This is a genomic window from Pontibacter sp. MBLB2868 (assembly GCF_051904785.1).
In the GTDB taxonomy this organism is placed as follows: domain Bacteria; phylum Bacteroidota; class Bacteroidia; order Cytophagales; family Hymenobacteraceae; genus Pontibacter.
Window position 1 is genome coordinate 4,318,154 of the sequence record NZ_CP196710.1, and the last position, 13,944, is coordinate 4,332,097.

The following is a 13,944-nucleotide window of genomic DNA, read 5'->3' on the forward strand; positions in this document are numbered from 1 at the left end:
TTTATCCACATCCGGAAACGTTATTATTGAGGTGCTGTGATGCCTGGGTATGAACTTATCCACCAGGGCCTGATACCCTGCTAAATTCTTTAGCTTTTGCACTGTTTCCTGACGCAGGTTTATTTCTACATTTTTGTGAAAGGGCAAGCAAACTTGTAACAGCTGTTTCTTGTTAGCTTTGTGCTATGCTTAAAATTGCCTGGTCCGAAATATTTTCTCACAGCCTGCCGGAGGGCCATCGTTTTCCGATGGCAAAGTATGACCTGCTTCCCGAACAACTCTTATATGAAGGCACTATAACAGCTGATAACTTATTTGTGCCGGAACCGCTACAGGAAAAATTTATACTTGATACCCATTGTGCTGACTATTGGCATCGGTTAAAAATGTTACAACTGACGCCATCTGAGATTCGCAAAACAGGCTTTCCATTATCTGAAGAGTTGGTAAACAGGGAGGTGGTTATAATGGACGGTACTTTACAGGCAGCCTTGTTTGCCTTGCAGTACGGCGTGGGTATGAACATAGCAGGCGGCACACATCATGCATTTACAGACAAAGGTGAAGGCTTCTGCCTGCTAAACGACATTGCCATTGCCGCAAATTACCTGCTCAACTATGAAAGTATAAACAAAGTGTTGGTCGTGGATCTGGATGTGCATCAGGGCAACGGCACTGCGCAAATATTTAAAGAAGAGCCACGTGTATTTACCTTCAGCATGCACGGCGGCCATAACTATCCTTTCCATAAAGAGAGATCCGATCTGGATGTGCCTTTGGACGAAGGCACTGACGATAAAACATACCTACAGCTTCTGAGGTACCACCTGCCGCGGCTGCTAGACCAGCACGAGCCGGAGTTTGTATTTTTTCAGTCGGGGGTGGATGTGCTGGCAACCGATAAGCTAGGCAAGCTGGGCATGAGCATAGCAGGCTGCAAAGAACGGGACCGTACTGTGTTGGAGCTTTGCCACCGGCACCACCTTCCTGTTGCCATAAGTATGGGAGGCGGCTACTCAAAACAAATTGCCCATATTGTAGAGGCGCATGCCAATACTTTTCGGCTAGCCCAGCAGCTGTGGTTTTAAGCGTTTTTGCGGAAAAAATCGTGTACGCTGAGAGGTAGTATTATAGTTTATTCCCTGGTTTTAAGTTTATCAGAATCGTCTTTGCGTCCAGGAATAATGCTGCGCAGGATGATGTAGATAACCGGGGCAAGGGCTAAAACCAGAATAATGTACAGCACGATCTTGAGCGCCTCCAGGAAAAAGGAGATGGCCACAGCCGAAATAGCGACTGAAAGTATAAATAGAAGCCAAAACCTGATATTATCTTTTTTCATATCCTTCTATACCCCAAAAATCAATTTTAGTTAAAGTTTGCTGTGCCCTACTATTCAAGTCACTTGATGTTACTGCGACATATTTTTGCCGAACACCAGCTGCCACCTGAATGCCCACATCCATTTTAGGGAGTAGTTCTGAATACCTGCCTGTGCCAGAAGTTGTTCTAATTCAACCCGCTTAAATGCTCGCCATACTGAAAGTGGGGCATCATTCTTTACGAGTCTTGAACTTGAGAAGAGAGCCGTAATATATTTGATGGAATAATATGCCAGCCAGTGCCGGTGCAGGTCGTTGATGATAATTGCCGTATGTGCTTGCCTATACAATTGCCGGAACATGCTTACTAACTGTGCATCGGTAAAGTGATGGCAAAAGAGGCTGCACACCACCACATCGTACTGCTTCGCGGCAAATGCCTCTGAAAATACATCAAACTGGCTTACGCTAATTTCTGGGTAAGCAGCGCAACGCTTACGGGCAAACTGTACCATAAAATCGTTGGCATCGATACCTTCCAGCTCTACCTTCACGTTTTTACGCCTGGCCCATTTGGTTATACTTTTAAGCGTGTCGCCGCCGCCACAACCGATATCGGCAATACGTAAGGTATGGTTTTGGGGCACATCTAACTTATCCAGCGCATCCAGTACTACGTTATACCCCCCAAGCCAGTGGTTTATAACCTCCAGCTCTTCCAGGTTCTTACGCAACTCTTCGCCTGACATTGTCAGGTCGTCCATCAGTTCGGGCTCGTTAGACCGTAGCTTTAGCATAATGCACTTTTAGCAGCATTGATTCAAGGGTTAGGCCGGGGCCGAAGGCAAAACTTAATACAGGCTCATCCTGCTCCTTTAGTGTGAGCGTATCCATCAATTCTTTTAAGACAAACAGCACCGTGGCCGATGACATATTCCCGAACTCGCGGAGCACCTGGTAAGCAAAACGGTTATCGTCGCGGGTCATGCCCAGTTCCTGTTCGATCACTTCCAGTATGCGCCTGCCTCCGGGGTGTATGGCAAACAGGTTGATCTCAGATATCTTGGTTTTAAGACCTTGTAGCAGCCTTTCGGTGAGCTCTTTTATTCCTTTCTTGATCAGGTCGGGCACGTAAGAGGAGAGGGTCATCTCGAACCCCGTATCGCCAATGTGCCAGGCCATGTCACGTTTGCCTGCCGGCGCCAGGTCGCAGTGGAAGGACTGCAGTTCCAGGCTTACTTCCTGGCAGGGTTTCCCCTGCATCAGCACGGCTGCAGCCCCATCACCAAACAGGGCATTAGAAACTAAGTGATCCTGCTCGGCATGTTTCTGAAAATGAATAGTGCATATTTCTGTGCACACCAGCATTACCTTTGCTTCTGGAGTGGCCTTACAAATAGCATCGGCTAATTTAATGGCATTGAAAGCGGCATAGCAACCCATAAAATTAACTGCCGTGCGCTGCACACACGATGACAGATTCAACCGCTCCACCAGCTCAATATCGAGGCCGGGAGCATACATGCCGGTACAACTAACAGTAATCAGGTGCGTGAGGTCTTCTAAAGGAACAGAAGAGCTTTTGAGGCAGTTTCTAACGGCATCTTCGGAGAGATCAACGGCATGTTTCCTGTAGAGCTCCATTCGTTGCTGCACCGTAGGGAATGGCTCCAGCGTAGGCGTATTGGGGTAAAATGTAAATTCTCCATTCTGCCTGGTATAGTCCTGCAGCACACTATAGCGGTTCCCGATGCCTGACACCCTGTAAAGAGCTTTCAATTTGCGAGTGTCCTGTTCATCAAATTGCAGCGCATTAGCCATGAAATCAGCTATCTGCATCTGTGGTATCTTAAAGGGTGGGTTCGCTGTGCCAATGGCGCAAATGTAGCTTTTCATGTTTGGGTCCGTTTATCGTTACCTGTTCCATATGCCCCTTGTCAGGCTCACTAAGAACAGAGGAGAGGCAGGAAGGTTATGGTAATCTATGTGCCGCACAAAGGGCAACTAGTTTGGCATAAGTACGGAAGCCATCTTATAATAGATATACACTCAAACTAAAAGCGCTTTAAAACGGGCTACCATGTGTCTGCCGCATGATGAGCCGTACAGCCGGAGGTAAAAAACGAAGTGTGTTAACAGCCAGTTCAGATAAAAGGGGGGCACCAAATAAATGCTGTACCAGGCGCCCTGTCTGCAGGCGGGACTTAAACTTTTTCTTCCAGGCAGAGCGATAGCCCAGCTCCATTGAAGCGCGGTTGCGCCCGTTCTCAAAGTATTTTACAACCTGGTCGCTGGCTATTTTACCAGCATGAATGGCCATTGCCATGCCATTGCCACACAAAGGAGTGATCATGCCCGCTGCATCACCGCACATCAGCATATGATCCTCGATGCAGGTCTTGGTGGCAAATGATATCTCATTGATCACTTCGGGTTGCGGATATAAAAATTCAGCCTCCTCAAAAATATGCCTGAGGTGCGGGTTCCGGGAAAGTATAACCTGTTCCATTTTGGGGATGCTGCCGTGTTGCCGCAGGTTTTGCCGGGTGGTAAGGTAACAGAAGCAGTAGCGCCCATTCTCCACGGCTGAAATACCCGCGTAACCATCCTTAAAGTTGTGCAGGGCAATCAGGTTAGCGGGCTGATGCTTGTAGTGGAGGTGGTATTTGACACCGATATAGGGTGAGCGTGATTTAAAAAAGGGCCTGTTCAACTGGCGGTCCAGGGCGCTGCGCTTGCCGTACGCCCCCAGCACAATGCGGGCCTGTATCCGCTCGTTGCCAGTAAGCTCTATTGTAAAGGAATCATTAGCAAAATGCACCTCCTGCACCGTTGTCTGTAACCTGAACTTAACGCCCTGTTGTGCCGCCAACTTGTACAGATAGTTGTCAAGGGTATAGCGGCTAAGGCCAAAGCCACCCAGGTCCAATTTTGTTTCCAGTACTGTACCTTTTGGTGATGACAATAGGAAACGGGAGATGCTGGCTGGTTCAAGGGCGTTGATATCAGCGCCCAGCCAACGGAGATATGGCAACACTTCGTTAGAAATATATTCACCACACACTCTATGGAAAGGGTAGTTCTTTTTCTCGATCACTGTCACGGCAATGCCTGCACGTACCAGGTTAAGGGCACTTGTAAGACCTGCCAGGCCGCCTCCAATGATAACTACATCTTCCAATTACGAATTAATACTTACGTGTATGCTTATAGTACAATAAAACCTGCAAAAAAGTGGTGAACACCCCTCTTTTATTATGTATAATACAAGAACAATTTATAGTTACAGCCGTTCTTAATAATTGGTACATCTTTTGTACCTTTGAATCAAAAGATCAGGACGTTACGATATTATATATATATGAAAAAAATTATACTTACGCTATTATCTTGTATTACAGTGCTCTTCTCCCAGGCACAGGCCAGGACTCCCGTTGCGGCCCATGTTAGCCAGGATGAAAAACTGCAGGTACAGGAACAAGGGAACGAGGAGATCGCTATTTATCCGAACCCTAGTAATGGCGTGTTTACAATTTCTGTTGCGAACCTGGATGCCAAGAAGGCAGAGTTACGCATCATAAACGTTATCGGTAACGAGATTTACCACGAAACGTTGACCCGAACCGAGGGCCAGTTCTCTAAAACCATTGACCTGAGCGGAAAAGCGAAAGGCCTGTATTATATAAAACTGGAGACTGACAGTTATAGCTCCGTAAGGAGAGTAGTGATCAAGTAAAAGTTAAAGTACATTATAAAATCAACAGGCGGCAGTTCTCTAAAGGGCTGCCGCCTGTTTTTTTTAGCAATTCTTAACATTGCCTTTATTTGCTTAAGGGGTGCACTAAAGCTGTAAGTATTATCTTTGCATTCTTTCAAAAAAACAGCCATGCTTAAAACATACCGTTCTATAAAGTTACTTTTAGGCCTGCTGCTGGTGCTTAATGCCTGCCAGCAACCTGCCACTGTTTCAACTTCTAACGCTCAGGAACCGATCACAAAACTGGCATTCGGGTCATGTAACAGGCAGGACCTGCCGCAGCCGCTTTGGTCTGTTATCAACAACAATGATCCGGATGTGTGGGTCTGGCTAGGCGATAACATTTACGGAGACTCTGATACCATGGCAGTTTTACAACGAAAGTACAACATGGTACTTCAGGAGCCGGGTTATAAGGAATTACAGGCAGACACTAAAATTATAGGCGTTTGGGATGACCATGACTATGGTAAGAACGACGCTGGCAAGGAGTTTAAAATGAAAGAGGAGAGCGAGAAGCTTTTCTGGGACTTTATCGGGGAACCAGCCAACAGCCCACGCCGGCAGCAGGAGGGCGTTTACAGTGCCCATACTTACGGCCCGGAAGGGAAACAGGTAAAAGTTATCTTGCTGGACAGCCGCTATAACCGCGATTCACTGGAGCGCATCAATGGCGTTTACCAGGTAAATGCGACAGGTGATATGCTGGGAGAGGAACAGTGGCAATGGCTGGAGAAGCAGTTGCGCGAGAGTAAGGCAGCAATCAATATTATTGGTAACGGGATACAGGTGCTGCCTGAAGAGCAGGTGTATGAGAAGTGGGGCAATTTTCCTAAGTCCAGGGAGCGCCTCTTAAAGCTGATTGCAGATTCCGGGGCTAAAGGTGTGATGCTGTTAAGCGGAGACCGGCACATTGCTGAGATATCTAAAACAAACCTGCCTGGCATGAGCTACCCCCTATACGAGATCACCAGCAGTGGTTTAACACATGTGTACAGAGGCGACAGTATAGAACCAAATAAATACAGAGTAGGTAATCTGGTGAAGCAGCTGAATTTTGGCTTACTCTATTTTAACTGGGGAAAAGAAAATACACAAGTCAGAATGGTAATAAAAGGCGAGGGTGATAAAACGTTGCTTGAAAAGACCGTAACATATTAATACATAGCTAACACCATAAAAAAAGCGACCATGCCTGAGTATGGTCGCTTTTTTTATGGCTTCATTAAACTTTTACTCTTAAGTACTGTCAAAAGATCAAAATCCTAATCAGAGAGAATATGAGAAAGAACAGTATCCTTAAAAGTTTCTTAATACTTGGCATCGGCATGATAACATCGGTTGGAGCCGTGGCACAAAACGGGCAGCAGGGGCAGATGAATCAACAGGAACGTGCAGAGCGCCAGACGGAACAACTGAAAAAGCGCCTGGCTTTAACAGACGAACAGGTGGTAAAGCTGGAGGAGATAAACAAAAATACGGCAGAAACGCTCATGAGCCTGCGCAATGATCAGAGTCTGGATCGGCAATCTAAAATGGATAGGGTGAAAACTATTCGGGATGAGCGTGAAGCAGCAATAGTGGCCTTGCTGACCGATGAGCAGAAACAGCAGTATGAGGTAATGCAGCAGAACAGGCAGGAGAAACAGGTCCAGCGCAAAGGTGGCAGACGAGGATCTAAATAAGTTTTAAATACCTTTTCACAATTGTTTGTTGATTTCGGAAACCTGTCAGGCGCAAGTTTGGTGGGTTTTCTTTTTAGCTTTTGGGCGTCAAAAAAACGTTATTGATTTTCGGGGAGTATGGTTTTAGGAACATATCCCGTCATAGACACAGTGTCTCTTCTGATCCTGGCCTTCACAAAGATGTTATGAGAAGTATCCAGCACCTGTATCTGCTGTGAGGTATCGAAACTGGCAATAGACTTGCTCTCAAAAGAAGGGCTAACGTAAAGTGCGCCACTTACCAAAGGCTTTGTAACAAGGAGTACATCGGCAGGTAAGGATACCTGCTCGCCGGTTTCGCTGGCTACAGTATGTTCTGAAGAATCCTGCTGTATTGTCTCTTGGTTTCTGTCGGTGCACGAAGCGATACCAAGAACAACGGTAAGCAGTACTATCAATACAGTATGCCTCATATGGTAGTACATATACATATTGTAGTATGTATATGCTTATAGGTTGAAAATGTTGCGTTTACCGGAATAAGTTTCTGGCTATGCTGCTAAATTTGTAGTCTTTGTGGCCCCGAGCAGAATCGAACTGCTATCTAAAGTTTAGGAAACTCCTATTCTATCCATTGAACTACAGGGCCGCTTTAAAAAGTAAGCAGGACAAATTTAAACCAAATATAATATTGTGCAAAGGTAAAAGATATCTATAAAGCGCTTTGTGATGGCCCGTAGTATAAAACAGCTATGGCAAAGGCAAATACGGTAAGCACAAGCCCCACCATAAATATAGTATATGAAATGCGCAGGATCTTATACTTCCTCCGTAGCACTTCTCCTAAATAGTAAATGTCGGTGATCATGTTGTTATACAAAGACTTTTTGTCGCGCATGATCTCGTGCATACCATGTTGGAATTCATCGAGGTGCAGGTTAGTGAAGTTTCCGAAAAACAGCAGGTTCACTTTGCGGCTGTTGATCCTGTTCTTGTTAAAAGAGAAACTGGTAATTTCAGGCTGTGCAGATATAATAGCGAAAACGATAGACCCCAGTGTAGTAAGCAACAGCATACCTATAGGAATAATAAGGGTACGATGCTGTACAAACTCAGTACCGGTGGTAGATGATTTAGCACTCAGGTAAGTGATCACAACCGACAGGATGATGGCATTTATACTGATCATCATGTTCGCTTTGTTATCTGCCATACCACTCAGGTCAAGGTGCGTACGGTAGGTGTTGCGGAACATTGTTTCGATACCTCGCTTTGGCTGTGCCAGTGTTTCGCGGTGCTTCTTATCAGATTTTTTCTTCTTCTTTACTTCCTTGTTCAGCCTTTTGCGTTGCTCCTGTATATTTAAACCTAACTGGCCGGCAAACTTGCGTTGGGCCTGGTTTGTATTAAAGGTAGTAGATAACAGGAAGTCTATCTGGAACTGGGCCCACTCGCGGTCTGTGAAAAACTTATCCTGGAATATCTCCCACTCTACGCGCAGCAGTTCTGCCGTAGCAAAAAAAGTTTCTTTGCCAATGTTAGACATATCGGCATCCACCATCAGTTCCTGCAACAAACCCTCCGGCTCTTTGTCGTGCCTGGTTGCGCTGATGATATCATTTATTCGCTGAATACGCTCTTCCGGGTACTGCTTTTCCTTAAGCCATTCCGTTGCCAGGGACATACTTTCTTCCTCATGGCCTTTATAAGCGTTAACATACCCAGTGTCATGAAACCAAGCCGCCAAAGTCAGATCCTGCTGCTCATCTTCTGGCAAATTGCTCAGCTTACCTAACTCTTCAGCTTCGGAAACAGTCTCAAAAGTGTGTTTATAGTTATGGTATACAAGCTTCTTGGAGAGTCTTTCCTTAAAGAGTTTAAAAACATACTCACTGGCCTCTGTTACAATATTTGTATCTTTCATAGTAGTCATGCCTCTGCACTGGGGAAGGGTGATTCCAACACAGTAATGTATAGGGTACAACATGTACCTACAGCTTTTGCGGTTACGTTGAAAATAGCTTTTTGTTAGTAGAATTCATTGTACCGCTAATCCGTGAATCACCTTTCCCGGTAAACAACCTAAATTAATTTCATCTCGTTTATGAATTCCAATCCTGTCGCAGCCCTGCCTTAGCATCCAGAATTACAGCCATTAAACTTTATGCTGCCAAGAGACCGGAGGCTGACGAGGCACAGCTGGATTCGGGTAAGCCATGACCTGTCAGGGCTGCTAAGCGTATGAGAGAATTATGATCAAAAGACTACTGAAAAGGCAACTGCTGCGCATCCCATTTACCTGGCAGGTGCTACTGGTTTTTATAGTAACGGGCTGTGTAACCACAGAGCCATACTTTAGTAAACGTGCCGCTGACTGGGAGCAGAAAGCTCCTGATCCGGCGAGCAAGGTACTATACACGGTATTCCTGATCGGGGATGTGGGAGCGCCGGACCTGGATGGGGAACCATCTATGATTTTGATGCGAAAGCAGATGGAAGAGGCAGGCATGGAAAGCGCTACGATCTTCTTGGGCGATAACGTTTACTACAATGGTCTTCCTCCTGCCGGAAGGTATGACCGCGAAATATCTGAGAAACGACTGAATGCGCAGTTGGATATCTTAAAAGGATACCCCGGCGAGAAATACATGATACCTGGTAACCATGACTGGAACCACAGCGGACGCGGTGGTATTGATGCGGTATTACGGGAGCAGAGGTATGTGAACGAGTACCTCACCGACGAGAATATAGTAGTAGGAGGTGACTTTTATGTGCCCGGCGATGGTTGCCCGGGCCCCTATGAAGTAAAGATCAGTGACGACCTGGTACTGATCGCTATAGATTCCGAATGGTGGCTGCACCCTTTCGACAGGCCTTATGGAGATAACAGCAGCTGTGGCTCCGCAACTGAGGTGGATGTTTTAATAGAGCTGGAAGACATTATTGAGAAAAACAGTGGCAGCGATATTTTAGTAGTTGGCCACCACCCTTTGCTTACAAGAGGTAACCATGGCGGATTTTTTACCCTGCGCGATCACCTTTTCCCATTTACGATGCTCCGCGACTGGATCTATTTTCCTTTACCGGGCATTGGCTCCATTTACCCGTTTGCCAGGAAGTATGGCGGCATTTTGCAGGACATACCACACCCGCGCTATCAGGCATACATCGAAGGCCTGACGAATATATTCAGCAAGTATGATAATGTGGTGTACGCTGCAGGGCACGAGCATGGGCTGCAGTATTTTAAGTATAACGACATCCCCCTTATTGTGAGTGGATCAGGTTGTAAAACGCAATACCTGAAGAACGGAGGCGACTACACAAATTACTTACAGTCAATAAAAGGATTTGCTAAGTTACTTTACTACGAAAATGGCGAGGTATGGACAGAGTTCTGGGTACCCGAAGGAGACGGCTCTACTGGTAAAATCGCTTATAAAACCCAGGTTTACAAGAAAAAGCCACGTAAAGAGGCGCCGCCTATAGTAGATAATACCAACTACGCCGACAGCTCTATAATGATTGCAGCTAACCCGGATTACGAGGCATCTGGTTTGCGTAAGACTTTGCTTGGAGACCATTATCGCGCTGAATGGCGCACGCCGGTAAAGGTGCCCCTGCTTGATCTCAAGAATGAGTTAGGTGGGTTAAGGCCTTACATGAAAGGCGGCGGGAAACAGACCGCTACGCTAAAAGTACGTAACCCGGATGCAAAAGAGTATGTGCTCCGTACAGTAGACAAGGACCCTACCCAGGCGTTGCCGGTATACCTGCGGGAGACCATCGCAAAGGATCTCATACAGGATCAGATCTCAGCACAACATCCTTTTGGAGCGCTTATCATTCCCAAACTGGCGGATGCAGCAGGAGTGTACCACACCAATCCGAAGCTGGTTTACATCCCTAACACGCCTTACCTGCGGCAGTATGAGGACGAGTTTGGAAACACACTGGCTTTTTTAGAAGAGGATGCGGACGAGAACCATGAGGAAATAGCCAGCCTTGGCTTTGCAAAAAACCTGGTAGGCACTGATAAGGTGCTGGAAGAACTGGAGCAGGACAATGATAATGAGGTAGATCAGCAGGAGTATGTGCGTGCGCGCCTGTTTGATATGCTGATCGGAGACTGGGACAGGCATGAAGGGCAGTGGCGCTGGGTAGAGGAGAAGAAAAAGAACGATAAGGGCAAGCTGTATACTCCCGTTCCCGAAGACAGGGATCAGGCCTTCTTTAAGATTGATGGCATTTTACCCTGGCTTGTTACACGCAAGTGGGGAGTAAGAAAAGTGCAGAACTTTGCATACGAGTACCGCGATATTGTGGGCCTTAACCTGAATGGCCTTACCCTGGATCGTACGCTCTCCTCAAGAGTTACCCGTGAGGACTGGATGCGAATTGCAGAGGATATAAAAGCAAGTATGACGGATGAGGTGATACGTGAAGCGGTGAATACCTGGCCAGAGAGCATCCGTGCTATTTCCGGAGACGAGATCATTGCCAAACTGCAGTCCAGGAGAGACAAACTGCCACAGGCCGCCAAAGAGTACTACGACTTTTTAGTACAGTATGTGGATATCTCTGGTAGTGACAAACATGAGCGGTTTGAGATAAACCGTAAGAATAACGACGAGTTAGAAGTAACAGTCTTTAAGATATCAAAAGAAGGGGAAATACTAGAGAAGATATTTAGCCGCACCTTTTATACTGATGAAACTAAGGAAGTGCGCATTTATGGAATGGATGGGCAGGATGAGTTCATCGTTACGGGTGATGTGGATGAGAGCGTTGTTGTACGCATAATCGCAGGTGGCGACAGCGATATAATTGTCGATTCGTCGCATGTGAGCGGCCTTAAGAAGCATACCATTGTGTATGACACTGAAGAAGGAAATGAGTTTAACTTCAGCTCCGAAACAAAGGATAAAACAGAGCCCTATCCGGAGGTTAACTTATACGATCGGGCGAACTATAAAATTCCCTACCTGGGGCCAAGGCTGTCAGCTGAGTATAACGTAGATGATGGCCTGTACCTGGGAGCAGGTCTGCTGCTTCGTACACACAAGTTCCGTAAAAAGCCCTATGCTGCTGAGCACCTGCTGGAAGCAAATTATGCCTTTTTAACTAATTCGTTTAACGTGCGCTATACCGGCGATGTGCGGCAGGTGTTTGAAACGTGGCACCTGGCAATGAATGCAGCCTTGCAGGGGCCGCAGTATCAGCGGAACTTCTATGGCCTGGGCAATGAAACAAAACAAGCAGCTGATCTGGATGATAGTTTTTACAGGGTAAGGTATGAGCGGGTGTCACTTAATGCATCCCTTTATAAAGATATCAGCTCTCTTGTAAAAATCGGAATTGGACCTACGTATGACCGCTTCCGGATAGATATGCCTTCTGATGATACTTATTTGCTTGAGCAGGCGAGGGAGGGTGGTCTGCGAGAGGGTACCTACAATCCTGCAACAGGAGAGTTTGAAGTACAGCATTATGCTGGCGCCGCAGCTTATGCTAACCTGATCGTGCTGGGAGGTGGCAGCACCGTTTCTAATCCTGATATCGGGATGCGCTGGTATAACCGCCTCAGTTATAATCATCAGTTGGGGGGAGAGCAGTTAAGCTATACGCATGTGAGTTCAGAATTCAGTTTCTATGTCAGCCCCAACTTTCCGTTTCAATTAACGTGGGCAGGTAGAATAGGAGGGGCTTATAATTTCGGCGACTATCGCTTTTACCAGGCAAATACTCTTGGAGGTACGGATAACCTGCGTGGTTACCGCCGCACCCGCTATGCCGGTACAGGTAGCATTTATGCCAACGGAGAAGCCCGGGTAGAGCTTTTTGACTTTAACATGTACCTGGCCCCAGGCAAATTCGGGGTATTAGGATTGTTAGATATCGGGCGCATTTACTACGAAGAAGACCCAAAACAAGCTTTCTTTCGTAGTCTACATACTGGCTATGGAGGCGGCATCTGGGTCGATGCCTTAAATAATTCCATTGTTTCTCTGACCTATGCTGTTGGCGAAACGGATAAGCTATGGATGCTTAAGTTTGGATTCTTCTTTTAACGCCGGTAAGAACTATAAATTGAATGAGCACTAAACCTACTCTGCAGGCAAAGGCCTGGAGGACAGAAAACTATGAGAAAACTAACTTTACTACTTGTATTCTGCATTTTTATTTATGAGCAGCACGCACAGGCACAGTCGCCGGAAGTGGAAACATTAGAAGAGTATGCCACACCCAATGTAAGGGGCATGGGCAAGAGCAGAGGTGTGATAGTCGGTTATGAACGCTTGCCAAATTTTGATATTGATTCAGAATCAGATGACCCGAAAATAGGAAACGGGAGTGGCCGCGTGCACCGGCATAATAAGTTCTATGTAAGGGCCTTTGCACCTGCCGTAAACAAACCACAGACAAAAGTAATAGTAGGCATAGACTACAAACTGGAGGAATTTAACTTCTCCGAAATATCACCTTCCTCCTATAGCCTGTACCGTTACCTGGAAGATAAAGACCTGAAAAGCCTTGGCTTACAAGTGGCGTACCTCCACTCCATGGATAACAGGAGATTCTACCTATTCCGAATAAAAGGGGAGCTAAACGGTGATTATACCCGCGACAATATCAGCATACCAGACTACCTGAAAGTTACCCTGGACCTTGCTTATGGCTGGAAGCGTACACCAGATTACGCGCTGGGCATAGGCCTTCAGCTTGGGTATGCGTATGGACGGCAAAGCATTTACCCGGGCATACTTTTCAATAAAACATTTAATGATAAATGGGGTGTGGAGTCCATCTTTCCTGCCAATGCCAGAGTACGTTATAATTTTGACGAAAAGACGCTGCTATATGGAGGATATCGACTGGAGGGGGCCAGCTATGATATATTCGCAAATAGCACCGCTTTACAAGAGTTTGGTGAAATTGAGTTTAGGCGCACCGACATCAAAGGCCTGTTAAGGCTGGAGCGGGAGATATACGACTTTATTTGGTTTGGAGTAGAAGGCGGCTTCCGGCAGTACTACAGGCACAGGATATTTGATGAAGTGGGCTCCCGGGATCCGTTGATAACGAATGATCTGGCTGGTGCAGGTTATGTAAACGTAGAGATCTTCCTGGTGCCTCCGCGCCGGTTTACTGAAAAAGGCAGAAAAAATAACTAGCAAAAAAAATATTAAAAGAGGCC

12 protein-coding genes and 1 tRNA gene are annotated in these 13,944 nt (G+C 46.3%); 6 read left to right on the forward strand and 7 right to left on the reverse strand.

What is annotated here, in order from left to right:
• The first annotated feature begins 185 nt into the window (after window positions 1–185).
• Window positions 186–1,088, forward strand: coding sequence for a histone deacetylase family protein (locus ACSX1A_RS18515; RefSeq protein WP_439881123.1), 903 nt, complete (start codon window positions 186–188; stop codon window positions 1,086–1,088).
• 47 nt (window positions 1,089–1,135) lie between these two features.
• On the opposite strand, the gene ACSX1A_RS18520 is transcribed toward ACSX1A_RS18515, so the two are convergent.
• The 4 genes from ACSX1A_RS18520 to ACSX1A_RS18535 form a co-directional block, all read right to left on the reverse strand.
• Entirely contained in the window at window positions 1,136–1,342 is a 207-nt protein-coding gene (locus ACSX1A_RS18520; protein ID WP_439881124.1) for a hypothetical protein, read from the reverse strand.
• Window positions 1,343–1,411: 69 nt separating this feature from the next.
• Window positions 1,412–2,119 carry a methyltransferase domain-containing protein gene (locus ACSX1A_RS18525; protein ID WP_439881125.1) on the reverse strand — a complete coding sequence of 236 codons (708 nt, stop codon included), beginning with the start codon at window positions 2,117–2,119 and terminating at the stop codon, window positions 1,412–1,414.
• The gene (locus tag ACSX1A_RS18530) at window positions 2,100–3,218 is read right to left on the reverse strand and encodes a type III polyketide synthase (protein WP_439881126.1); all 1,119 of its coding nucleotides are present in this window, start codon (window positions 3,216–3,218) and stop codon (window positions 2,100–2,102) included. The genes ACSX1A_RS18525 and ACSX1A_RS18530 overlap by 20 nt, the downstream gene beginning before the upstream one ends.
• Before the next feature lie 169 nt (window positions 3,219–3,387).
• Window positions 3,388–4,503: an NAD(P)/FAD-dependent oxidoreductase gene (locus ACSX1A_RS18535; protein ID WP_439881127.1), complete on the reverse strand. Its 1,116-nt coding sequence runs from the start codon at window positions 4,501–4,503 to the stop codon at window positions 3,388–3,390.
• Window positions 4,504–4,683: 180 nt separating this feature from the next.
• Here ACSX1A_RS18535 and ACSX1A_RS18540 point away from each other — a divergent pair, with 180 nt between their 5' ends.
• The 3 genes from ACSX1A_RS18540 (at window position 4,684) to ACSX1A_RS18550 (ending at window position 6,764) form a co-directional block, all read left to right on the forward strand.
• On the forward strand, window positions 4,684–5,058 hold the full coding sequence (locus tag ACSX1A_RS18540; RefSeq protein ID WP_439881128.1) for a T9SS type A sorting domain-containing protein: 375 nt from the start codon (window positions 4,684–4,686) through the stop codon (window positions 5,056–5,058).
• 150 nt (window positions 5,059–5,208) lie between these two features.
• Window positions 5,209–6,240, forward strand: a complete 1,032-nt coding sequence (locus ACSX1A_RS18545) for an alkaline phosphatase D family protein (protein WP_439881129.1) — start codon at window positions 5,209–5,211, stop codon at window positions 6,238–6,240.
• 119 nt (window positions 6,241–6,359) lie between these two features.
• The gene (locus ACSX1A_RS18550) at window positions 6,360–6,764 is read left to right on the forward strand and encodes a hypothetical protein (protein ID WP_439881130.1); all 405 of its coding nucleotides are present in this window, start codon (window positions 6,360–6,362) and stop codon (window positions 6,762–6,764) included.
• 98 nt (window positions 6,765–6,862) lie between these two features.
• Here the strand turns inward: ACSX1A_RS18550 and ACSX1A_RS18555 are convergent, their stop codons facing one another.
• The 3 genes from ACSX1A_RS18555 to ACSX1A_RS18565 form a co-directional block, all read right to left on the reverse strand.
• Window positions 6,863–7,216 (reverse strand): hypothetical protein, encoded by a 354-nt coding sequence (locus ACSX1A_RS18555; protein WP_439881131.1) that lies wholly within the window; start codon window positions 7,214–7,216, stop codon window positions 6,863–6,865.
• Between the two features lie 104 nt (window positions 7,217–7,320).
• Window positions 7,321–7,392: transfer RNA gene (locus ACSX1A_RS18560), tRNA-Arg, on the reverse strand.
• A 63-nt stretch (window positions 7,393–7,455) separates the two neighbouring features.
• Window positions 7,456–8,667 carry a Pycsar system effector family protein gene (locus ACSX1A_RS18565; protein WP_439881132.1) on the reverse strand — a complete coding sequence of 404 codons (1,212 nt, stop codon included), beginning with the start codon at window positions 8,665–8,667 and terminating at the stop codon, window positions 7,456–7,458.
• 328 nt (window positions 8,668–8,995) lie between these two features.
• Here ACSX1A_RS18565 and ACSX1A_RS18570 point away from each other — a divergent pair, with 328 nt between their 5' ends.
• Together ACSX1A_RS18570 and ACSX1A_RS18575 are read left to right on the forward strand one after the other, a co-directional pair.
• Window positions 8,996–12,817, forward strand: a complete 3,822-nt coding sequence (locus tag ACSX1A_RS18570; protein ID WP_439881133.1) for a metallophosphoesterase — start codon at window positions 8,996–8,998, stop codon at window positions 12,815–12,817.
• A gap of 72 nt (window positions 12,818–12,889) precedes the next feature.
• A complete protein-coding gene (locus ACSX1A_RS18575) occupies window positions 12,890–13,921 on the forward strand; it encodes a DUF6268 family outer membrane beta-barrel protein (RefSeq protein ID WP_439881134.1) in 1,032 nt (343 codons plus the stop codon).
• The last annotated feature ends 23 nt before the right edge of the window (window positions 13,922–13,944 follow it).